This window comes from Corynebacterium sp. LaCa54 (assembly GCF_046717495.1).
Classification (GTDB): Bacteria; Actinomycetota; Actinomycetes; order Mycobacteriales; family Mycobacteriaceae; genus Corynebacterium; species Corynebacterium kefirresidentii.
Genome location: NZ_CP177115.1, coordinates 2,163,224 through 2,185,475, shown reverse-complemented (window position 1 = coordinate 2,185,475; position 22,252 = coordinate 2,163,224). Strand labels below are relative to the sequence as shown.

The 22,252-nt window shown below is 58.5% G+C and carries 15 protein-coding genes; 8 read left to right on the top strand and 7 right to left on the bottom strand.

From position 1 onward, the window contains the following. Positions 1–321 precede the first annotated feature (321 nt). The 3 genes from ACLI1M_RS10555 (at position 322) to purT (ending at position 7,587) form a co-directional block, all read left to right on the top strand. Positions 322–5,094, top strand: coding sequence for a VaFE repeat-containing surface-anchored protein (locus tag ACLI1M_RS10555; RefSeq protein ID WP_411706567.1), 4,773 nt, complete (start codon positions 322–324; stop codon positions 5,092–5,094). Between the two features lie 155 nt (positions 5,095–5,249). Continuing rightward, complete coding sequence (locus ACLI1M_RS10550; RefSeq protein WP_248100049.1) at positions 5,250–6,083, top strand: class F sortase; 834 nt, start codon at positions 5,250–5,252, stop codon at positions 6,081–6,083. 151 nt (positions 6,084–6,234) lie between these two features. Beyond that, entirely contained in the window at positions 6,235–7,587 is a 1,353-nt protein-coding gene (gene purT, locus ACLI1M_RS10545) for a formate-dependent phosphoribosylglycinamide formyltransferase (RefSeq protein WP_248100051.1), read from the top strand. 23 nt (positions 7,588–7,610) lie between these two features. Here purT and ACLI1M_RS10540 read toward each other — a convergent pair whose 3' ends face one another. Next, the gene (locus ACLI1M_RS10540) at positions 7,611–8,117 is read right to left on the bottom strand and encodes a GNAT family N-acetyltransferase (protein ID WP_248100053.1); all 507 of its coding nucleotides are present in this window, start codon (positions 8,115–8,117) and stop codon (positions 7,611–7,613) included. 3 nt (positions 8,118–8,120) lie between these two features. After that, entirely contained in the window at positions 8,121–9,482 is a 1,362-nt protein-coding gene (locus ACLI1M_RS10535) for an FAD-dependent oxidoreductase (protein WP_411706566.1), read from the bottom strand. Between the two features lie 228 nt (positions 9,483–9,710). Here ACLI1M_RS10535 and pta point away from each other — a divergent pair, with 228 nt between their 5' ends. Both pta and ACLI1M_RS10525 read left to right on the top strand, forming a co-directional pair. Continuing rightward, a complete protein-coding gene (pta, locus tag ACLI1M_RS10530) occupies positions 9,711–11,072 on the top strand; it encodes a phosphate acetyltransferase (protein WP_225746378.1) in 1,362 nt (453 codons plus the stop codon). Beyond that, positions 11,073–12,296 (top strand): acetate kinase, encoded by a 1,224-nt coding sequence (locus ACLI1M_RS10525; protein WP_023019978.1) that lies wholly within the window; start codon positions 11,073–11,075, stop codon positions 12,294–12,296. It begins immediately after the preceding gene. A 120-nt stretch (positions 12,297–12,416) separates the two neighbouring features. Here the strand turns inward: ACLI1M_RS10525 and ACLI1M_RS10520 are convergent, their stop codons facing one another. The 3 genes from ACLI1M_RS10520 to ACLI1M_RS10510 are packed head-to-tail and all read right to left on the bottom strand — an operon-like array spanning position 12,417 to position 17,445. Then, positions 12,417–14,990 (bottom strand): tetratricopeptide repeat protein, encoded by a 2,574-nt coding sequence (locus ACLI1M_RS10520; protein ID WP_411706565.1) that lies wholly within the window; start codon positions 14,988–14,990, stop codon positions 12,417–12,419. Further along, positions 14,987–16,000: a glutamate ABC transporter substrate-binding protein gene (locus ACLI1M_RS10515; protein ID WP_248100058.1), complete on the bottom strand. Its 1,014-nt coding sequence runs from the start codon at positions 15,998–16,000 to the stop codon at positions 14,987–14,989. The genes ACLI1M_RS10520 and ACLI1M_RS10515 overlap by 4 nt, the downstream gene beginning before the upstream one ends. Next, a complete protein-coding gene (locus ACLI1M_RS10510; protein ID WP_023019975.1) occupies positions 16,000–17,445 on the bottom strand; it encodes a hypothetical protein in 1,446 nt (481 codons plus the stop codon). Before ACLI1M_RS10510 ends, ACLI1M_RS10515 begins: the two co-directional genes overlap by 1 nt. A 70-nt stretch (positions 17,446–17,515) precedes the next feature. On the opposite strand from ACLI1M_RS10510, the gene ACLI1M_RS10505 reads away from it, so the two are divergent. The 3 genes from ACLI1M_RS10505 to ACLI1M_RS10495 are packed head-to-tail and all read left to right on the top strand — an operon-like array spanning position 17,516 to position 19,809. Beyond that, positions 17,516–18,010 carry an NUDIX domain-containing protein gene (locus ACLI1M_RS10505; protein WP_248100062.1) on the top strand — a complete coding sequence of 165 codons (495 nt, stop codon included), beginning with the start codon at positions 17,516–17,518 and terminating at the stop codon, positions 18,008–18,010. Positions 18,011–18,039: 29 nt separating this feature from the next. Then, positions 18,040–19,023, top strand: coding sequence for an ABC transporter ATP-binding protein (locus ACLI1M_RS10500; RefSeq protein ID WP_411706564.1), 984 nt, complete (start codon positions 18,040–18,042; stop codon positions 19,021–19,023). A gap of 6 nt (positions 19,024–19,029) precedes the next feature. Beyond that, positions 19,030–19,809: an ABC transporter permease subunit gene (locus ACLI1M_RS10495; protein WP_317001481.1), complete on the top strand. Its 780-nt coding sequence runs from the start codon at positions 19,030–19,032 to the stop codon at positions 19,807–19,809. Positions 19,810–19,941: 132 nt separating this feature from the next. Here ACLI1M_RS10495 and cls read toward each other — a convergent pair whose 3' ends face one another. Next, positions 19,942–21,405 carry a cardiolipin synthase gene (gene cls, locus ACLI1M_RS10490; protein ID WP_411706563.1) on the bottom strand — a complete coding sequence of 488 codons (1,464 nt, stop codon included), beginning with the start codon at positions 21,403–21,405 and terminating at the stop codon, positions 19,942–19,944. Continuing rightward, positions 21,406–22,215 carry an exodeoxyribonuclease III gene (locus ACLI1M_RS10485; protein WP_411706562.1) on the bottom strand — a complete coding sequence of 270 codons (810 nt, stop codon included), beginning with the start codon at positions 22,213–22,215 and terminating at the stop codon, positions 21,406–21,408. Between the last annotated feature and the right edge of the window lie 37 nt (positions 22,216–22,252).

The following is a 22,252-nucleotide window of genomic DNA, read 5'->3' as shown; positions in this document are numbered from 1 at the left end:
CGTGGCTATATGGTCTAAAATGAAACCATCCTAAATCGGATATGTGTATTTTAATCTGGGCGTTATGTGGGGATATATACGTGTACCTGTGTCTAAAGCGTTAGTAAGCCTGTACAACATGCATCTTTCCTGAGGGTTTCTGGCTGGATTCTTAAATTTTCCCGTGATACCATCCTAAGTACACAATAAAAGTTGATCTAGATTTGGGTAGAATCCCCTGGTTAACTGCAGTGTGTTCAAGTCTCAATTTCAGGTTCTGCTCAGCGAAAACTCGCTGTACAGGAAGCGAATGTAAGTATTTGTACCGCTCGAAGAGGAAAAATGAGTAGATTAAAAAACATATCCCGAGAGGGGTGGATGGTCTTTACTGCAGTGCTTGCTGCGATTGCGGTTATTGCGGCCATGGTCACCGTTCCGGGAGCGAAGGCGGAGGCTGCTGAGCCTACCGATTTTACGCCCAACAATACATTGGGCAACGAGCTTAAGAAGGAAGAAAAAGACCCACAGCATTTTGCCGCGGACTACTCCTGGGGTCTGCTTGTTTGGGCGGGAGAGCCAGCAGGGCCCGGCTTTGGCAATGGTGGAAACAAAAATAATGATGTGGGCTGGGGTTGGTGTATTGAACCGCACGCTAAAACCCCTCTCAATACGCGGGAAGCGTATGAAAAGAAGAACGCTACGAAACTTGAGTTTGATGAGAAGTATCACGACGCCGTCATCAATCTCGGGCGGAAGATGGAAGCTGCAGCTGCACGAGGGGATAAAAAGGCGGCTGCCAACTATTACGTCTACCTGTTGATGTTCCTTGATTCGCATCAGAATCCAAAGAACCTACCATTTGAAACTATTGTAGGAAATAGCAAAGACTATTTCCCAGGGTTTACTGGATCGCACGAAGAGTTTACGGCGCTTACGGGTTATAAAATCGAGGGACCCAAAGAAGTGCCGGAGCTTGTAAAAGACCCGACGGTGGAAATAGCAAAGCAGCCTGAAGATGCGTTTATTACCGTTGTGCATCCGAATGGCAATCGCAATTCAAAGGCTCAGTCTGTCATTCCGGTAGACCAGCCCGGTCTGCCTGATGAGCCTGACAATGGTGGTGGTTCCGAAGAGCCCACGACTTCTTCTGAGGAGACTTCTTCGGACGAGACGACTTCGGAAAATCCTGGCGGGGAGACTTCTCCGAACGAGACAACTGAGAATCCTGAGCCGTCTGATTCTGAGGGAACCACTCCGAAGGACACCACCTCCGAGACGACTTCGGAAAATCCTGGCGGGGAGACTTCTCCGAACGAGACAACTGAGAATCCTGAGCCGTCTGATTCTGAGGGAACCACTCCGAAGGACACCACCTCCGAGACGACTCCGGATAAGACGACTGATGTAACGCCTAATCCGGAACCGACTCCTACTACTAGTGAGCAGGAGAAGGGTCTTGAGCCAAAGATTGAAACGGAAGCTTCCATCAAGGATGGCAACCGTGTAGAAAAGGGTGCCACGGTTATTGACACCGTGACGTATAAGGACCTTGTTCCGGGTAGGGAATACACCCTGAAGGCTGAGCTGATTAGCAAGGAGGACGGCGAGTCTGTTCTGGGTACCGGTGAGAAGACCTTCAAGCCGGAGGCTTCTAACGGCAAGGTTGAGGTTGAGATCACTGTTAATGATGATGTGACGGAGCCGGTTGAGGCTGCGGTTGCCTTTGAGGAGTTGACCTCTGTCGAGGTTGATAAGAATGGCAAGGAGACTCCGGATGCTACTTCGGAGAAGCCGAACCACATCGCTGAGCACAAGGACATCAACGATAAGGATCAGACTGTGACCTCTGAGGGTTCTGAGAAGACCCCGAAGATTTCCACTAATGCTGACTTCGCTGATGGTTCCCACGAGGTTGTTGCTGGTGCCAAGGTTGTTGATGAGGTTTCCTATGAGGGTCTGGTTCCGGGTAGGGAATACACCCTGAAGGCTGAGCTGATTAGCAAGGAGGACGGCGAGTCTGTTCTGGGTACCGGTGAGAAGACCTTCAAGCCGGAGGCTTCTAACGGCAAGGTTGAGGTTGAGATCACTGTTAATGATGATGTGACGGAGCCGGTTGAGGCTGCGGTTGCCTTTGAGGAGTTGACCTCTGTCGAGGTTGATAAGAATGGCAAGGAGACTCCGGATGCTACTTCGGAGAAGCCGAACCACATCGCTGAGCACAAGGACATCAACGATAAGGATCAGACTGTGACCTCTGAGGGTTCTGAGAAGACCCCGAAGATTTCCACTAATGCTGACTTCGCTGATGGTTCCCACGAGGTTGTTGCTGGTGCCAAGGTTGTTGATGAGGTTTCCTATGAGGGTCTGGTTCCGGGTAGGGAATACACCCTGAAGGCTGAGCTGATTAGCAAGGAGGACGGCGAGTCTGTTCTGGGTACCGGTGAGAAGACCTTCAAGCCGGAGGCTTCTAACGGCAAGGTTGAGGTTGAGATCACTGTTAATGATGATGTGACGGAGCCGGTTGAGGCTGCGGTTGCCTTTGAGGAGTTGACCTCTGTCGAGGTTGATAAGAATGGCAAGGAGACTCCGGATGCTACTTCGGAGAAGCCGAACCACATCGCTGAGCACAAGGACATCAACGATAAGGATCAGACTGTGACCTCTGAGGGTTCTGAGAAGACCCCGAAGATTTCCACTAATGCTGACTTCGCTGATGGTTCCCACGAGGTTGTTGCTGGTGCCAAGGTTGTTGATGAGGTTTCCTATGAGGGTCTGGTTCCGGGTAGGGAATACACCCTGAAGGCTGAGCTGATTAGCAAGGAGGACGGCGAGTCTGTTCTGGGTACCGGTGAGAAGACCTTCAAGCCGGAGGCTTCTAACGGCAAGGTTGAGGTTGAGATCACTGTTAATGATGATGTGACGGAGCCGGTTGAGGCTGCGGTTGCCTTTGAGGAGTTGACCTCTGTCGAGGTTGATAAGAATGGCAAGGAGACTCCGGATGCTACTTCGGAGAAGCCGAACCACATCGCTGAGCACAAGGACATCAACGATAAGGATCAGACTGTGACCTCTGAGGGTTCTGAGAAGACCCCGAAGATTTCCACTAATGCTGACTTCGCTGATGGTTCCCACGAGGTTGTTGCTGGTGCCAAGGTTGTTGATGAGGTTTCCTATGAGGGTCTGGTTCCGGGTAGGGAATACACCCTGAAGGCTGAGCTGATTAGCAAGGAGGACGGCGAGTCTGTTCTGGGTACCGGTGAGAAGACCTTCAAGCCGGAGGCTTCTAACGGCAAGGTTGAGGTTGAGATCACTGTTAATGATGATGTGACGGAGCCGGTTGAGGCTGCGGTTGCCTTTGAGGAGTTGACCTCTGTCGAGGTTGATAAGAATGGCAAGGAGACTCCGGATGCTACTTCGGAGAAGCCGAACCACATCGCTGAGCACAAGGACATCAACGATAAGGATCAGACTGTGACCTCTGAGGGTTCTGAGAAGACCCCGAAGATTTCCACTAATGCTGACTTCGCTGATGGTTCCCACGAGGTTGTTGCTGGTGCCAAGGTTGTTGATGAGGTTTCCTATGAGGGTCTGGTTCCGGGTAGGGAATACACCCTGAAGGCTGAGCTGATTAGCAAGGAGGACGGCGAGTCTGTTCTGGGTACCGGTGAGAAGACCTTCAAGCCGGAGGCTTCTAACGGCAAGGTTGAGGTTGAGATCACTGTTAATGATGATGTGACGGAGCCGGTTGAGGCTGCGGTTGCCTTTGAGGAGTTGACCTCTGTCGAGGTTGATAAGAATGGCAAGGAGACTCCGGATGCTACTTCGGAGAAGCCGAACCACATCGCTGAGCACAAGGACATCAACGATAAGGATCAGACTGTGACCTCTGAGGGTTCTGAGAAGACCCCGAAGATTTCCACTAATGCTGACTTCGCTGATGGTTCCCACGAGGTTGTTGCTGGTGCCAAGGTTGTTGATGAGGTTTCCTATGAGGGTCTGGTTCCGGGTAGGGAATACACCCTGAAGGCTGAGCTGATTAGCAAGGAGGACGGCGAGTCTGTTCTGGGTACCGGTGAGAAGACCTTCAAGCCGGAGGCTTCTAACGGCAAGGTTGAGGTTGAGATCACTGTTAATGATGATGTGACGGAGCCGGTTGAGGCTGCGGTTGCCTTTGAGGAGTTGACCTCTGTCGAGGTTGATAAGAATGGCAAGGAGACTCCGGATGCTACTTCGGAGAAGCCGAACCACATCGCTGAGCACAAGGACATCAACGATAAGGATCAGACTGTGACCTCTGAGGGTTCTGAGAAGACCCCGAAGATTTCCACTAATGCTGACTTCGCTGATGGTTCCCACGAGGTTGTTGCTGGTGCCAAGGTTGTTGATGAGGTTTCCTATGAGGGTCTGGTTCCGGGTAGGGAATACACCCTGAAGGCTGAGCTGATTAGCAAGGAGGACGGCGAGTCTGTTCTGGGTACCGGTGAGAAGACCTTCAAGCCGGAGGCTTCTAACGGCAAGGTTGAGGTTGAGATCACTGTTAATGATGATGTGACGGAGCCGGTTGAGGCTGCGGTTGCCTTTGAGGAGTTGACCTCTGTCGAGGTTGATAAGAATGGCAAGGAGACTCCGGATGCTACTTCGGAGAAGCCGAACCACATCGCTGAGCACAAGGACATCAACGATAAGGATCAGACTGTGACCTCTCACGAGGTCCACGATCAGGACACGCCAGGCGGTTCCTCCAAGGGCAAGATTCCGTGGTGGCTCATCCTGATTCCGGGCATCGGCTTGGGCAAGATCATCAAGGATCACTTCGACCACAAGGATCATGGCAACCACAACGGTGGCCACGGTGACAACACCGGTAACCATGATGGTGGCAACGGTAAGCACACCGACGGCCACAATGGCGGCAATGGTCACGAGGTCAAGGGCCAGGACGCTCCTAAGGGCGGCAACTCTGACAATGGACACGGCCACGGCATCGAGGTCCAGGGTCAGCAACCTGAAGAGACTGGTAACGCACTGCCATCCAACGCTGACCGCGTTGAGATTAAGTCCGTACCGTCCGGCGCAACCGAGCTTGAGCCGGGTATGCAGGATTACATCAAGTAATCCCTGAGCATCGGTGAGGCGGCCTGCGGGTCGCCCCACTGGGGCTGAGACTTAAACACCAAAAATCCCCTCCAGGGTGTGATTGCACACGCTGGAGGGGATTTGCATATAACCTGCACAGGGTAGACAAATCGAGGAAGTGAAGGAAGCTAGCTATGGGAAAGCACAGGGAGCCAGAGCAGCCGGAGGAAAACGGCGCTTCGCAGTATCCGGCGAGTGGGGAAGAAGGGGGCGTCGGCAAGCGGGGCATGGGCCGTGGCAAGCTGATCGCTATTATCGCGGCCATCATTGTTGTGGCGTTGATCTTGTTGCAGGTAGTGCTGTATTTGGCGCGCGATGATGAGGATGAGGCTGGCTCGGCGCCGGAGACGGTGGCCAGCGAGAGCGCACCGGAGGAATCTGGACCGAAGTCTGATGCTTTCGTGGATGATTCGGGCCAGCAGGAGCACGAGTACGAAGCCGCGCCTGGTGAGTTCAAGGGCTTTGAGGGAATGTCCGTAGGGATTGATGGCGAGTACGCGGCCGTGGATCCCGTACAGGTCACGGACCAGGGCGTGCTGCTTCCGCCACACGACGTCACCCGCGTGGGTTGGTATTCCGCCTCCGCAGTACCGGGTGAGCCGGGCAATGTGGGCTCGAGTGTGATTACCGGCCACATTAACTACCAGGGCCAGGGCACTGGTTATGCGGAGAAGTTCACCAAGCTGAAGAAGGACCAGGAATTTACCGTGGTCATCGACGGCCAAGAGCGCACTTTCCGCGTGACCGAAGCGCCGTATCGTCTGCCCAAGGGTTCCGGATTCCCGGATGTGGTCAACGATAAGGAAGGCGAGAACCGCCTGGTTCTTATTACCTGCGGCGGCCAGTTTGTTGGCGGCGCACTGGGTTATGAGGACAACATCATTACCGTAGCGGAGCCGGTAGGCGAGCCGGAGCAGCCCGCCGAGCAGCCGGCAGGGGAGGCTCCGGCTGAGGCTCCTGCAGCCTAGGCGGAAATGTTTCAGGCGCCCTGTGGAATTGCCCACAGGGCGCCTTTTCTTATCCGTGGCACCTGGCATGTGGGTAGTGGGGTTGGGGCCTAAATATGAAATAATTTAGGGCAGTAACCGCCGCTGCCTGCGGCTTAGAAGGAGCATTTTCATGGATAATCCAGGCGAGATCGCCGGTCATATTGGCACGCCGCTGACCAGCAATGCCACCAAGGTATTGCTGCTGGGCTCAGGCGAGCTGGGCAAGCAGCTGGCCATGTCCTTCCAGAACCTGGGCCTTGAGGTCCACGCGGTGGACTCGTATGCGGGGGCGCCGGCACACCAGGTGGCGCAGTATAGCTACGTCGCCGATATCAAGGACGCCGGGCGCATCCTGCAGCTAGCGCAGGAGATTCAGCCGCACTTTGTGGTCCCAGAGGTAGAAACCGTTGCGGTAGAAGCGCTGGAAGAGATAGAAGCGCAAAGTGATGCCATCGTGGTCCCCTCGGCTCGCGCCTGCGCCATGACGCAGGATCGCCAGTGCGTGCGCGAGGTGGCCGAGAATATTGGATTGCCGGTCTCCGCGTATCGCTTTGCTAGCTCATTGGAGGAGCTAGAAGAAGCAGTCGGGGAGCTGGGCTTTCCGTGCATCATTAAGCCGGATGTCTCCACCTCCGGCAAGGGCCACATGATTGCCCGAGATGAGGACGATGTGCGTGTGGCCTGGGAGACCGTGCGGCGGGTGTCCTCGGACTCGCAGCGCGTGGTGGCCGAGCGTTTCGTGGACTTTGATCTTGAGGTCACCCTGCTAGCTATCCGCTCCATCGACCCGGCCACGGGCAAGCTGGCAACGTGGTTTAGCGAGCCCATTGGTCACCGCCACGAGCGCGGTGACCTCGTGGAGGAGTGGCAGCCTACTGGAATGAGCGAGATTGCGCTGGAAAATGCCCGCTCTGTGGCGGCGCGCATCTCCAATGAGCTGGGTGGTCGCGGCGTGTACTGCGTGGAGCTGTTCGTCGCCGGCGATGACGTGTACTTTTCCTCCGTATCCCCGCGCCCCGCGGATACGGCGATGCTTACCGCCTACACGCAGCGCTTTTCCGAGTTTGACCTGCATGCCCGGGCGATTTTGGGCTACCCCATCGACGCCACCCTGGTCACCCCGGGTGCCAGCGTGGTCATCCACGCGGACGAGGAGCTGAATGAGGTGGCCTATACCGGCGTCGCCGCGGCCCTCAGCTATGCGGAGACGGACGTCAAACTCTTTGGCAAGCCCGGGGCCTACAAGGGCCGCCGCATGGGTTTGGTCTCTTCTACTGCAGAAAATGTGGAAGAAGCGCGCGACCGCGCAGCACTAGCGGCACACAAGATCGAGGTGACCTCCACGCCGGGCCTGCTGGCGCAAGACGGCGCCCGCGGCATCGATCCAGAAACCGAGAATGTTCCCGATATTGAGGTCGTGGAGTACGAGGGCGGCGTGGAGCTCGACCCGAAGCTCGCCTCCGGCGTGGACGACGCCGACTAGTAGCCGGCTAGCTGGCTATGCGGCTAGCCGGCGGGGCGCAGCATCGGCTGGTGGGGGACTCCCTCGTCGTCGAATGGCTCTCCAGTCGGCGTGAAGCCGAAGGAAGCGTAATAGTCCACTAGGCCGGCCTGCGCCTCCAGATAGAGCGGCTGGCCTGGGCGCATGCGCTCGCCAAGGTCTATGGCCGCCTGGAGTAGCTCGCGGCCGAGCCCCGTGCCGCGTGCGGCCGGCGTGAGCGCGAAGCGGCCGATTTGTGCGCCGGTGGTCGGGGCGTTGGTAGGCGTGGCGTCGGAAAGCGCGGCGTCGTCGGCAGGCGCAGCCGGAAAGACGCGGGCCGTGCCGAGCAATTCGTGGGAGTCCGTATCCCAGGCCAGCAGGTGCACGGTCTGGGGGTCGGCGTCGGTGGCGTCAATCTCGGCATACGGGCAGCGCTGCTCGTGCACAAAGACATCCACCCGCAGCTTGTAGAGCTGGTGGACGTCCAAGGCTGCCAGTTGACCCAAGGGCGCGGCGGAAATGAAATGCGGCATGGGCTAGGCCTGCGGACCGGCGTGCTTGACCATCTCGTCCCACTCGACGATCTTGATGCGCTCGCGGCCGTGCGGTTCACCGGCGGCGCGCTCCGCGGCATCTAGGCGGTGCCAGCCTTCCCAGGTGGTCACGGCGATATCGCGGGAAGCCAGGAAGTCCAGGATGTCCTGCGGATCGCGCTTGGTGGCAGGCTCCAAGTCACCGGCCTTGTAATCGGCGATGAGCATGGTGGTGGTGTCCTTGGCATCGGACTTGGTATTGCCAATCAGGCCTACTGGGCCGCGCTTAATCCAGCCGGTGGTGTAGAGGCCAGGCAGCTTTTCGCCGTCGACATTGGCCAGCACATGGCCGCCGTCGTTTGGCATGGTGGCCTTGGTCTCGTCGAAGGGTACACCGTCGACGGACTGTGGGTGGTAGCCCACCGCGCGGTAGACGGCCTGGACCGGCCACTCGGTGTACTTGCCGGTACCGGTTACGGTGCCATCGCCGTTGAGCTCAGTGCGCTCGGTCTTGATGGCGGTGACATGACCTTCTTCGCCCAGTACCTCTACCGGGGATTCGAAGAAGTGAATATAGAGCTTGTGCGGGGCATCGCCCGGCTCGCGCATAGCGTAGGACTCTAGCGTCTGGCATACCAGGTCGGTGGACTTGGCGGCGCGGCGTGCCTCCTCGGAGGCGGCGTCATATTCGATGTCCTCGGGGTTGACAATGACCTCAATGGTCGGAGACTCGTCTAGCTCCTTGAGCTCCTTCGGCGTGTACTTGGCCTGTGCCGGGCCGCGGCGGCCGAAGACGTGGACCTCCTTGGCGCGGTTTTTCTTCAGCGCTGCGTAGACATTATCCGGGATCTCGGTAATGAGCAGCTCGTCGGCGGTCTTGGCCAAGATACGAGAGACGTCGAGGGAGACATTGCCCACGCCCACGACGGCGACGGATTCTGCGGAGAGATCCCAGTCGCGCTCGAAGTTGGGGTTGCCGTCATAAAAGCCTACGAACTCGCCCGCGCCGTGATTGCCCTTAAGATCCTCACCGGGGATGCCCATGCGCTTATCGGCGGTGGCGCCGGTGGCGAAGATGATAGCGTCGTAATACTCGCGCATCTCCTCGACGGTGATGTCCTTGCCCACCTCGATATTGCCCAGGAAGCGGATCTCTTCTTTTTCCATAACGTTGTGCAGGGACTGCACGATGCCCTTAATACGCGGGTGATCCGGTGCCACGCCGTAGCGGATCAAACCGAACGGCGTTGGCATCTTTTCAAAAAGATCGATCTGCACATCGAGGTCGGATTTCACTAGAAGGTCAGAGGCGTAAATGCCTGCCGGGCCGGAGCCGACCACGGCGACGCGCACTGGGTTAGTCATGTGCTTAGGGTGTCCTTTCTTTCGTTGTGCTGCATATTCTACGCGGTCACTATGCGATAAAAACCACAGCATTACTAACCCCAGTTTAGGGCGGTCACGATAGGGCATAGGAGGGGGTAAATCGCGTACAGTGGAAGAGTCACCGCGTGTTAATAACTGTGATGGATGACATGAAGTTATGACACGCGTTAATTGTGTTCAAGTGACCGTGAATGAAAGGTAATTTGCATGTCTGCATCCCATTCCGCAGTTATCAGCACTATCGGCCGTGGCTTTGATGGCCTCGACGTGTCGGCCCTAGCCCAAGACTTGGGGGCGGAGTTCATCCGCCTCGAAGACTTTGACGCCACCGTCGCCGCTGTACTCGCTGAGGCGCCTGCTGCCGAGAACATCGTGGCGCAGGGTACCGGCGATATCGCTTTTGATGCTGAGGTAGCTGCCGCCCTCGGCCTGCCCCTGGCCATCATTTCCGGCGCCCCGCAGCGCACCGGCGAACTGGCCCAGCAGAATGCGGAATCCTTGGGTGCCACCGTCGCTGGCATCTTCACCGATCTGGAGGCGGTTCCGGGTGCACTTGCCTCGCTTGGCGACGTCACCCCGGTCATGTCCGCAGACCTCTTCCAGAAGCAGCTCATTGACCAGGCCCGCGCGGCTGGCGCACACATCGTCTTGCCGGAAGGCGACGATGACCGCATCCTCGAAGCCGCTCATGTGCTGCTGCGCGATAAGGTTGCCAAGCTGACCATTCTGGGCAATGAGGCCGATATCAAGGCCCGCGCCGAAGAGCTCAAGCTCGACCTGGCTGGTGCCGAAATCATCAATCATCTCGAGTCCCCGCTGGCGGAGGAATTCGCCGCCGACTTTGCCGAGCTGCGCAAGAAGAAGGGCGTTACCCTCGAGCAGGCGCGCGAGACGATGCAGGATATCTCCTACTTCGCCACCATGATGGTCCACAAGGGCTTGGCCGATGGCATGGTCTCCGGCGCTGCTCACACCACCGCCCACACCATCAAGCCTTCCTTCCAGATCATCAAGACCAAGCCGAATGCTTCCGTCGTCTCCTCCATCTTCCTGATGGTCATGCGCGGCCGCCTGTGGGCCTTTGGTGACTGCGCCGTCAACCCGAACCCCACCGCCGAGCAGCTGGGTGAGATCGCGATTGTCTCCGCACAGACCGCTTCCCAGTTCGGCATCGACCCGCGCGTGGCCATGCTGTCCTACTCCTCCGGTACTTCCGGTTCCGGCCCGGACGTCGAGCGCGCCGTGGCCGCCGTAGAGGCCGCCAAGAAGCTGGATTCCTCCGTCAAGGTGGATGGTCCGCTGCAGTTCGATGCCGCCTGCGATCCAGGCGTTGCTGCGAAGAAGATGCCGAATTCTGAGGTTGCCGGACAGGCAAATGTTTTCGTCTTCCCGGACTTGGAGGCTGGCAATATTGGCTACAAGACGGCACAGCGCACCGGCGGCGCGCTCGCCGTGGGCCCGATTCTGCAGGGCCTGAACAAGCCGGTTAACGATTTGTCGCGTGGTGCGACCGTTCCGGACATCATCAACACCGTTGCAATCACCGCTATTCAGGCTGGAGAGAAATAAATGTCATACGTTCTGGTCCTTAACTCAGGTTCTTCCTCCGTTAAATTCCAGCTGGTCGATCCCGAATCCGGCGCCACGGATACCCCGTTGGTTTCTGGTTTGGTCGAGCAGGTTGGCGAGCCCCTCGGCGCTGTCACCGTGAAGACCGGTGGCGAGAAGTACAAGGAAGAGCTGGAAATTCCTACTCACTCCTTCGGCCTTGAGCGCGCTTTTGCCATCATGAGTGAGCACAACGTGGGCCCGACCGACGTGGATGTCATCGCCGTTGGCCACCGTGTCGTCCACGGCGGACGCCTCTTCTCCGAGCCGCAGCTCATCGTGGACCAGATCGAGTCCATGATTGAGGACCTCATCCCGCTGGCTCCACTGCACAACCCGGCTAACTTGGACGGCATCCGCGTGGCTCGCAAGATGCTGCCGGATATCCCGCACGTTGCCGTCTTCGATACCGCCTTCTTCAACACCCTGCCGCCGGCAGCCGCGCTGTATGCCATCAATAATGAGGTGGCATCCAAGTACGATATTCGCCGCTACGGCTTCCACGGCACCTCCCACGAGTTCGTCTCTCAGCAGGTTCCAGGCCTGCTGGGTCGCGACCCGATGCATACCCACCAGATCACCCTTCACCTGGGCAACGGTGCCTCCGCTGCGGCCATCCGCAACGGCCGCGCCATTGATACCTCGATGGGCCTGACCCCGCTGGCCGGTTTGGCCATGGGTACCCGTTCTGGCGATATTGACCCAGGCATCATTTTCCACCTTGTCCGCCAAGCGGGCATGAGCGTGGATGAGATTGACAACCTGCTCAATAAGCAGTCCGGTGTCAAGGGCATCTCCGGTGTCAATGACTTCCGTACGCTGCGCGAGCGCATCGACAACGAGGACCAGGACGCGTGGCTGGCCTACAATATCTACATCCACCAGCTGCGCCGCTTCATCGGTTCCTACATGATTTCCCTGGGCCGCGTTGACGCCATCACCTTTACCGCCGGTGTGGGTGAAAACGATACCGAGGTGCGCCAGGACTCCCTGTACAACCTGGATATGTACGGCATCCACTTTGATAAGGAGCGCAACTTGGTCCGCTCCGATCAGCCGCGCATGATTTCCACTGAGGATTCCCCGGTTAAGGTCTTTGTCGTTCCGACCAATGAGGAGCTGGCTATCGCGCAGAAGTCTGCCGAAATCGCCGCTATGGCGCGTGAGGCTGGGCTTTACAAATAGAAAGGTTCCTCCCCGGCCAGCGAAAGCGGCCGAGCAGTGAACAAGGGGGCGTGCGGTAAAAAGACCGCACGCCCCCTTCTTTTGTGTTCTGCGCTGTGCGAGCAGATGCAAGAACGCAAGCTAAAAGGTGGTCACGGGACGGACCTGGTTGGCAAGGTCCACGAGGGCGTAGCGGTGACGGCTAAACGGTGCCTGGCGGGCGAGGGCGCGGAGGGTCTCGGACAGGCCGGTGCGCAGGCCACGTTGGGTGAAGGCGTATTCGAAAAGATCGTTGGGGGAGGCGGCATGGGAAAGATCGGCGTTGCGCAGGAAGTTTAGGCCGGCGGAAATGACGGCGATCTTAATCTGGAGGAAGCGCGGCTCGTTGGTGGGGACCTCTTCGAGGCGTCGGGCAGCGCGGCGGATGCGGGACTCGGAGAGATCGTGGACGATGAGCTGAAGGATCGTCGTCAAGCGGGCCATGCGGTAATGCCGCGAGGCATTAGGAACCTTGTCTAGTACGGTGACGGCGACCTCCACCTCTCCCTCGGAGCGCAGCTGGCGGGCGAGGCCAAAGGAGGAGGACACGGTCGTGGGGTTGGTGGACCACACGATTCCGTAGAGGCGCATGGAGTTAAACCGCAGGGCAGCGGGGGCTTGCGTGACGTGGTTCCAGATTTCTGGCTGGCCCTCAAAGGCGGAGTTGGGGAGATCGGCCAAGGTGGAATGCATATTGGAACAGGCCCGGGCCACCCTGGGATCAATGAGCGAGATTTCGCTGTAGTCCAGTTGCTGCAGGATGAGCTCGTTGATGGCGGCAATGGCGAGTTTGGGTGCCGCCTCGCCCGGAAGGAGATCGAGGACGGCGGAGAAGTATTTCTGGGCGTCGCGGTAGTCATCTAGGAGCAGTTCCGTGATGCCGGCATACCACTGGAAGCGCCAGTCCCGGCCGAGGCGGTCCTCGATGGAGCTGAGCCACTGCCGCGCCTGGCCGGTATAGCCCAGGTCGATCATGGAGCGCACCACGCCGAGTGGGATTTCGGCCGAGTGCTCGTACTCGGGGGTCTGCATGGCTTGGCGGAGGGTTTCGAGGGCTTCTTGTGGCTCCGCGTAGGAAGCACCCTGCAGCAGGCCGGCGCCCACATCGTCGCGGTCTAGCAGCGGGGTGGGCAGGGCGGAGACTACCTCGGGGGCGGTGATCTGGACGGTGCGATCGATGCCGTCAATAAGCTGGTCGGTGCGAAAGACCAAGTGCTTGGTGCCAAAGGTGGTACGTTGCGGCGAAAAGAGCGAGTGCTGGGAAGGATATTGCAGGCCGTCGCGGATGGCAATGACCTCGCGCAGCACGCCGTAGAGCTGGGTGCGCAGCTCCTTGATGGAGGTAAAGCGGCGCTCCGGATCCGGGTCCGTGGCGCGCTGTAGCAGGCGGTATAAGGACAAGAAACGGCGCAGTTCCGGCTCCTCGGTGGGGGTGGGGATACCTGGCAAATAAACGCCGTCTTCGGTAGGAAGCTTGAGGCACAGCGAGGCTAAGGTACGGCCGATGGTGTAGATATCGCTGGCGATGGAAGGCCCCTCGGTGGCGACTTCCGGGGCCTGATAACCCTTGGTGCCGTAGATATAGCCAAAGGCGCCGATGCCGGAGACCGCGCCCAAGTCAATGAGTTTGACCTGGTCCTCGGTGACGATGATGTTATCGGGCTTTAAGTCGTTATAGACCACCCCGCGCGAATGCAGGTACTCCAGCGCGGGCAGGACTTCCAGGATATAAGCGATTGCGATATCGACCGGCAGTAGCTTGTCCGTCTGCTTTTTCCGCCTGTTTTTAAGCGACGGCCCGCCGACGTACTCCATGACAATAAAGCCGCCGGGTACCCGGGGGTCATCGATGAAGTTGAAAATCTTGACGATGCCCGGGTGGGTAATATCCGCGAGGAACTCGCGTTCTGCCACCGCAGCGGCGGTTTCATCGGCCGATTTTTGGGCCTGCATACCTTTGAGGACCACCACTCTTCCAGAAACAAAGTGGTCATTGGCCAGGTAAATCCAGCCCATGCCGCCATGGGCGATGACGCCCAAGATTTCATATTGGCCGGCCACCATGTCACCAGGCTGTAACTGCGGTGGCGGGATCTTTTTACCGGAGGATGCCTCGTGTGGGTCGATCAGGGCGTCGGTCGGCTCGGAGGGGGTGATAAACGGCAGCCGCACCATGCCATCGGCCACGCGGCGCTCGGTGCGGTGGGTGCCACGGCGCTCGCGGAAGGTATCGAGTGCGCGGCGGCGCGAGCGCTGCGAGGAGTCCTCCTGGGCCTGCTGGGCGCGCTGCTGTTCGCGCTTAGCCCGGATATTGTCTAGGTCCGCCAAGAGGCTAGAGATATGGTCCGGGTCGATGGAACCATCGCCATCCTCGTCATCGTCTGCGAAGGGATCGAAGGCTACCGCGGAGGTGCCGGTATCACCGTCTGCTTCATCCTCGTCAGCGAAGGGATCAAAGGCCACCGCCTCGGTTGCTTCCTCGTCTTCGTCCGCAAACGGGTCAAAAGCTACGGCTGCGGTGGCGGGGCCGTCGTCCGAGGGGGCATCGCCTAGCGCATCCGGCTCCTGCGCGGAATTGGTGGCATTGGTGGGCTGGCGGAAGGCACGCTGGGTATCAAGGTTTTCCGGCTCGATGTATTCGAGCTCATCATCGCTAAAGTTCGGGTTATGGCTCATGGTTTAGCCTCCTCCTCGATATACTTTCCGGCCGGCAGCGTGGGCTCTTCTAAGTAGGCACCGAGCCACTCCTCAAAAAGGGAAGACCACGTGCCATCGCGGCGTATGCGCTCTAGCGTGGAATTTATTTGGCGCAGCAGTGGGCGGGTGTCATGCTGCTTGCTGGGCAGGCGCACGGCCACGCCGTAGTTTTCGGTTTCCAGCGGTTCGCCCACGATGGAGGTATAGGAATCCTGGGCGGCCATGCCGGATAGCAGGGCATCATCGACGACGATGCCATCGGCCTGGTTGAGCTGCAGTGCCATGAGGCAATCGCCCCAGGAACGGGTGACCAAGATATCGGTTTTGGGGGTGTGCTCGCGGATGGTATCGAGTGCGGTGGATTCGCCCACACCGCACAGCGTCTTCCCAGCGGTGTCCTTGATGGATTTGATGCCAGATTTGCTGAGCACCAGCATGCGGGTTTGGGTACGCATATAGGGGATGGAAAAGGCCACCTCCCGCTCTCGCTCCGGGCTAATGGTCATCGTGCGCACAATCATGTCCACCGCGCCGGAATTAAGGGCATCGACTCGGTTGGAGGATTCCACGAAGCGGAAGTCCACCTTATTGGGATCACCAAAAATATCGCGGGCAACCTCGCGGGCGATATCTACCTCGAAGCCGCGTACTTCACCCGAGGCGGCGTCGCGGTAACTCAGCAAGTTATTGGAACGGTCCACACCCACGATGAGCCGGCCGCGCTTGACGATGTCCGGCACCCGTTCTTTCGCTTTCTTGTCATCTGGGCGGTAGCTGCCTTTAATGTCTTCACCAGAGGCGCGGTGCGCGGGGGTGGTTCCTGCCTTTTCAATCTTTGCCCCATCTGGCAGCGGCGGGCCCGGCTTTGCGTCAAGGGCCTGCTCGGCGGGCGCCTCCAGTGGCGGGGTAGAGCGGACATCGCAGGAAGCCAGAGGCAGCGCGGCGCAGACGCAGGCAAGCGAAGCGAGGACGAGGCGTGGGCGGCGCATTAGAGGTACTCCTGCAATCGGGGACGGATGCCCAGCCACACGGCGATAATGGCGCATAAGGTCAGCAAGAATACGGCCGAGGACACCGCGGTCATGGCGGTCAGGCCGCGTTCCAGGTAGCTGCGCATAGCGACGCGCGCCTGACTAATGAGATCGGAGAGCTCCGCGTCGAGCTCGTCATAGGAACGCGCCGTGGTCATCTCACCGTCCTTGGGCTCGGTGGCCGTGGCCTGGTAGATGGCTTCATCATAGTCGCCGTCTTTCAGCGCGCCCATGAGCTTATCGTGGGTGCCACGCCACTGCTCGGCGGCCGCCCGGGCGCTGTGGATGAGTTCGGGGTCGGTGACCTCCACGTCCTCATCATTGAGGGCATCCTCATAATCCTGCAAGGCCATTTCGATGGAGTTAATCGAGCTGGAAAAGCGCACCATCGTATCCTCCTCGGAGGAACGCAGCACCAGCGCCAGGGTTTCAGAGGTGCGCGCCTGCTGCGCCTCAATACGCGAAGCCGTCAGCGAATCCCATGGGCGCGAGGCTGTCTCAAAGCCCTGGTGGCCGGTGGACCAGGTAGCGAGGTTGGATAGTGCTACCCAAGAAATGGCCAGGAAGAGCAGCACGCTGGCCGTCAAAAAGCCACGATTAAAACGCCGGCGGGTCTGGCGCCACAGCCACCACTGGGCCACAACGAGGAAAAAGAGCGCGGCAAAGAGGCCGGAGAGCGGCACCCACTGCGGCGAAGTGAGCTTTTGCTGCTGCTGGTTTACCTTGGCGGTGGTCAGTTGGAAAAGCTCGGAGGCGGCCGGCAGGATATGCTCGCGCATTAGTGCAGAGGCATTGGACATATAGGAGTTAGCTACCGCATTGCCCGCCCGGTGATTAGAACGGGCCTTTTCCACCATCGCGGTATAGACGGGCAGCTCGCGCTGGATAAAGGTCACCAGCTCGCGCACACGGCCATCTTCCTGTGTGGTACCCAGCACGGATTCGGTGGCTGCCACCGAAGCGGCATCAATAGCTTCGTTATAGCTATCGCGATTTTGCTCTGATTCCACACCGGCCTGTACGAAGCCGGTGGTGGCCACGGTATCGGCCACCGAAAGCGAACTATAAAGGTGGTGCGCCGCATTCGACATCGGTTCGGTAGTGCTTAGCAGCTCGTCCAAATCGGAGTGGCGGGCGGCGGAAGATTGGGACATCGATAAGCCGGCAGCGCCCAGGGCCACGGTGAGGATGAGCGTGACCGTAAAAAGCTTGCCCGGGGTGGTGGAGGCAAAGTAGTAAAAGCGGCGCATCAGGCGCGCCGGGCCTGCGAACCATTGCATGGCGCGGCTGCTGAGCCCGCTGAAGGCCGGGCCGGTGGGCGCGGTGACCTCATCGAGCCAGTGATCGCTCGGGTGAGCGTGCTCGTTGTGCACGCTTTCTGCCCGGACTGCCTGCTCGGTCATTAACTCAGAATAGCGTCCGCAGTGTGCTGGGCGCCACCATATACCCGCGTGTGTGGCTAGGATAGGCAGCATGCATAATCCTCACAGTGGAGACGGCTGGGCGGCAGGTCCTGGCGGCATTCGGGTCTGGGGAAAATTCGGTGCCGCCGGCCTCTTCCTTGTTGCTGGGCGCAAGGTGCTTCTCCAACACCGTGCCGCGTGGACCAATCACGGCGATACATGGGGGATTCCGGGTGGCGCCCGCGATTTTACGGAGACGCCTACCCAGGCCGCGTTGCGTGAGACCCAGGAAGAATGCGCGATTGCACCCCACGATGTAGAGGTACTCGATGCGCAAGTCACGGCTGGGCCTTATCCCGCAGCAGGGGATCTACCGGGGGAGTGGACCTATACCACCGTGCTCGCGCGCACACGCACTGGTATTCCGCTTCCTACTACAGCTAATGAAGAGTCCTATGAGCTGCGCTGGGTGCCTTTTGATGAGGTAGAAAACCTCCCGTTATTGGCTGCCTTTCGCCGCTCCTTTCCCAGCCTGCGGGAGAGCATGGAAACATTGAACAGGTAAAGTTGCCAGATTTATGGCACTCTAGTGCCATGATCGAAGTAGAAGGACTGACTAAACAATATAAGTCTGTCCGCGCCGTTGATGATCTCACCTTTCAGGTAAACCCCGGCATGGTCACCGGGTTCCTAGGCCCCAATGGCGCGGGCAAATCCACCACCATGCGCATGATCCTCGGCTTGGATGCTCCTACGGCCGGCAAAGCGCGCATTAACGGCAAGCACTACCACGAACTCAAGCAGCCCCTGCGTGAGGTTGGTGCCTTGCTCGATGCCAAGGCAGTGCACCGCAACCGCAGCGCCGCTAATCACCTGAAATGGATCGCACAGTCCAACGGCATTTCTACTTCCCGCGTTGACGAGGTCTTGGGGCTGGTAGGGCTTTCCGACGTCGCCGGTAAGAAAGTCGGCGGCTTCTCCCTCGGCATGGGCCAGCGCTTAGGCCTAGCCGGCGCGCTGCTCGGTGACCCGGGCATCCTCATTTTGGACGAGCCGGTCAACGGCCTTGACCCGGAGGGCATTCGCTGGGTCCGCCAGCTGGTACGTGCCCTAGCCAAAGAGGGCCGCACCATTTTGATTTCTTCCCACCTGCTGTCGGAGATGTCCCAAACCGCAGATCACCTCGTGGTCATTGGTAAGGGCCGCTTGGTAGCGGACCAGCCCACCTATGACTTTGTGAAGGACCACTCGGAGTCCTCCGTGCTGGTGCGCTCCGATCATCTCGATGCCTTTGGCTCTGCTCTGCGCGCCGAGGGAATCTCCTTTACCGAGTCCACTGACGAGGAAGGCCGCCCCCGCTTGGTGATTGCCAACCAGACCACGGATTTCGTGGGCCAGCTGGCGTACTCCACCGGTGTGCCGCTTAATGAGCTAAGCCTCAAGAGCGCCTCCCTAGAGGATGCTTTCATGGAGCTTACTGGCGACGCCGTCCAGTACCACGGCTCCACCGGCGCCCCCACCCCCGGAACCGCTGGCGCCGCCACTCCGTTCGCTCGACCCACCCAGCAGGAGGTTTAATTCGCCATGCTGAATACCTTGAAGTCCGAATGGACCAAGCTGCACACCACCCGCTCCTTCTGGTGGACTACCTTCATCTTCCTCTTCTTTGTCTGGGGTTGGGCCATCTTGAATGCTCGCCTTACCCAACCGGCGGAAACCCCCGAGGATGTAGAGTTGGGCATGGGGATTATTACCCCAGATGGCGCAGTGACTTTCCTTTTTTCCCTTGGCCTGCCTGTACTCATGATCCAAGCCATCATGATTGTCACCACTGAGTACCGCTTTGGTACGCAGACCATCACTTTCATGGCCACCCCACGCCGCTGGTCGGTCGCTGTGGTCAAGTTGCTCATGTACGCGGTTATCGCCGCAGCATTGACCTTTGTGGCCGTGGTGGGTGCCTACCTACTCACCGAGTTTTTTGCTCACGATGAGGTAGCCGCGCAATTCCAGCCTTGGGACGATGAGATGGGGCAGAAGCAGCTGTGGAAGTATCCTCTAGCCGCCGCGCTGCTCGTCCTTTTCTCCCAAGGTCTCGGACTGTTATTGCGCTCGACGGCTGGTTCCGTGGCCATTGGTCTCATCCTCTTCCTCGGCGTGGATAATCTTGTGGCTGGCCTTCCCAAGTTTGGTAGCAAGCTGGTCAACTTTATGCCGTTCAAGTCTTTCCAGTCTTGGCTGTGGGAGATAGATCCGGTTGATGCTCCCTGGAAAGATAACTGGGTATTTTGCCTGGTATTTATTGCCTGGTCTCTCCTTTTGTGGGTCCTCGGCGTCATCGTCCTGCAAAAGCGCGACGTCTAAGCACCTTTAAAGCTTAAGCATTCCATTGCTTAGGCGCTTTACCGCCCCGGCCGGCAGCTCATTCGCTGCTCACCGGGGCGGTGTCTTGTTTCCGGACCGTTTTCGCTGCAGTCGTGATGGTCCGTGTGCGCTTTACTGCAGCGCGGAGGTAAGGCGCATGACATTATCCACGTAGCGGCGGATAAAGCCGCGCTCATTCCATTCCTCCAAAGTTAGCTCGTGGCACACGGCGCGGTAATTGGCTACGAGCTGGTTGAACTGATCAATGAGGTCTCCCTTGGCCACCAACATGGTGGACTCATAGTTCAGACCAAAGGAACGCGGGTCCATATTGGAGGAGCCGAACATACACAGCGGATCGCGGCCGGGATCGTCCGGGTCGGTGATAATGAACTTGGAGTGAAGCACAAAGGGATAGGGGAATTGGTAGATGTGTACGCCTGCCTCTAGCAGGGCCTGGTAGTAGGAGGACTGGGCATGGTTGACCATAAACTGGTCCGCCTTTGCCGATACATAAAGCTCCACATCCACGCCGCGGTAGCAAGCGGTGGTTACGGCCTCCAGCAAGGACTCATCCGGGACAAAGTAGGGCGAGCACAAAACTAGCCGGTCCTTAGCGTGATGGACCAGGGAGTTGAACATGCGCAGGTTTGGCTCAGTGGTATAACCAGGGCCGGAGGGGATGATTTGGAGGTGATTGGCGTCGGCAGTCTGGGCGTCGTCATAAGGCAGCTCATCGAGGGGAAGGTTCTCGTCTGCCTCTAGGTACCAATCCACGGCGAAGACCGCGGACATAGAAGTCACAATTGGCCCAGAGAGTTCCACCATGTAGTCGATCCAGTAGCGGTCCTTGGTTTTGTACTGGCGCTTAATCATATTCAGCGAGCCGATAAAGCCCACCTTGCCATCGATGATCACCAGCTTGCGGTGGTTGCGCAGGTCCGGACGCCGGAAACGGCCCTTGTGAATCTGGATAGGCAGCATGAGATGCCAGTCCACGCCTATCTCTGTCAGCTGCTTGCCCAGCTTGAAATAGCCCTTGTACTTAAAACTGCCGATCTGATCCAGCAGTAGCCGCACCTTCACGCCGCGGGCGGTAGCCCTGCGTAATGACTCGAAGAAGACGTCCGTGACTTCATCCCAGGACTGGATGTAAATCTCAATGGACACGTACTTCTTGGCGCGGTCAATGGCGGCGGCGATAGCGCGAATGGACTCGTCATAATCCGCGTGCAGACCCAGGTTGTGGCCCACCAACGCTGGGAATCCGGTCAGCTCGCGGTTGAGCCGGATGACCGACTCAGTTTCTGCCGAAAGTATGCCCTGTGGGTGGTCCGGGGTACGGGCCGTGACGTTTTCAATCTTCTCATTTGCTTGCTGCTGGATGCGGTGGCGGCGCCGGTTGATATACGGCGAGCCCATAAGCAAAAACAGCGGCAGACCGATAAACGGCAGCACCAAAATAGCCAGCAGCCACGCGGTGGAACTGGACGGGCGGCGGCCTTCGGGCACGAAGCCAACGGCAATAATCTTGATGCCGTAATCCAGGATTAGGAATAAAAGCTGCCAGAAGCTGAGATCAAGCGACCAAGACATTTATCGCACGGAATCGAAATCGGGCAGATCGAAATCTGCGAGAAGCGGGCAGTGATCGGAAGTTTTATCGCCGGCGCGCTCAACCAAGTCTACCTGTGCGCCCGTTACGTGCTGGGCAAGTGGGGCGGAAGCCAACTGGAAATCGATGCGCATGCCTTCGTTCTTTTGGAAGCGCATGCCCTTGTAATCGAAGTAGGTATAGCGCTGGTCCTCCGTGAACCGGCGGGTGACCTCCTCGAGCCCGGACTCTTCCAGCATCTGGAATGCGGCGCGCTCTGGCTCGGTGACATGCGTCTTGCCGCGGAAGGCTTCGATGTCCCATACGTCTTCATCGCGCGGAGCAATATTGAAATCACCGGTCAAGAGAAGTTTAGACTGCGCATTATTTTCCGCATAGTGCGCCAGGTGATAGAGAAAGTCCAGCTTGTAGTCATAGTGGCGGTCCGTGATCTCGCGGCCGTTGGGCACGTAGAGGGACCACATTTCTACGCCACGGATGCGGGCCCCTAGCGCTCGTGCTTCACGGTCTTGTGGCCTATCTGGATCTTTGGCAAAGCCGGGTTGTCCCGGGAAACCTACAAAGACCTCCTCGGGCGCCTCTGTGGACACGATGGCCACGCCGTTCCACTGGTTGAGCCCGTGGCACGTGACGTGCAGACCCGCTTCCTCGAAGGGCTCGCGTGGAAACTTATCGTCTTTTACCTTAGTTTCCTGCAGGCACAAAACGTCGATATCGTGCTTGGAGATAAGGTCCAGCGCCCGCTGTGTGCGGGTACGAACGGAGTTAATATTCCACGTGGCGATGCGCATGCCACATACAGTACCTGCCCGCTGCAGCGAGGTCAGT

Coding starts and splice junctions, on each gene's coding strand:
- ACLI1M_RS10555 (WP_411706567.1), top strand. CDS start 322: ATGAGTAGATTAAAAAACATATCCCGAGAGGGGTGGATGGTCTTTACT.
- ACLI1M_RS10485 (WP_411706562.1), bottom strand. CDS start 22,215: ATGCGCATCGCCACGTGGAATATTAACTCCGTTCGTACCCGCACACAG.
- ACLI1M_RS10510 (WP_023019975.1), bottom strand. CDS start 17,445: ATGACCGAGCAGGCAGTCCGGGCAGAAAGCGTGCACAACGAGCACGCT.
- pta (WP_225746378.1), top strand. CDS start 9,711: ATGTCTGCATCCCATTCCGCAGTTATCAGCACTATCGGCCGTGGCTTT.
- cls (WP_411706563.1), bottom strand. CDS start 21,405: ATGTCTTGGTCGCTTGATCTCAGCTTCTGGCAGCTTTTATTCCTAATC.
- ACLI1M_RS10500 (WP_411706564.1), top strand. CDS start 18,040: ATGATCGAAGTAGAAGGACTGACTAAACAATATAAGTCTGTCCGCGCC.
- ACLI1M_RS10540 (WP_248100053.1), bottom strand. CDS start 8,117: ATGCCGCATTTCATTTCCGCCGCGCCCTTGGGTCAACTGGCAGCCTTG.
- ACLI1M_RS10525 (WP_023019978.1), top strand. CDS start 11,073: ATGTCATACGTTCTGGTCCTTAACTCAGGTTCTTCCTCCGTTAAATTC.
- ACLI1M_RS10515 (WP_248100058.1), bottom strand. CDS start 16,000: ATGCGCCGCCCACGCCTCGTCCTCGCTTCGCTTGCCTGCGTCTGCGCC.
- ACLI1M_RS10505 (WP_248100062.1), top strand. CDS start 17,516: ATGCATAATCCTCACAGTGGAGACGGCTGGGCGGCAGGTCCTGGCGGC.
- ACLI1M_RS10495 (WP_317001481.1), top strand. CDS start 19,030: ATGCTGAATACCTTGAAGTCCGAATGGACCAAGCTGCACACCACCCGC.
- ACLI1M_RS10520 (WP_411706565.1), bottom strand. CDS start 14,990: ATGAGCCATAACCCGAACTTTAGCGATGATGAGCTCGAATACATCGAG.
- purT (WP_248100051.1), top strand. CDS start 6,235: ATGGATAATCCAGGCGAGATCGCCGGTCATATTGGCACGCCGCTGACC.
- ACLI1M_RS10535 (WP_411706566.1), bottom strand. CDS start 9,482: ATGACTAACCCAGTGCGCGTCGCCGTGGTCGGCTCCGGCCCGGCAGGC.
- ACLI1M_RS10550 (WP_248100049.1), top strand. CDS start 5,250: ATGGGAAAGCACAGGGAGCCAGAGCAGCCGGAGGAAAACGGCGCTTCG.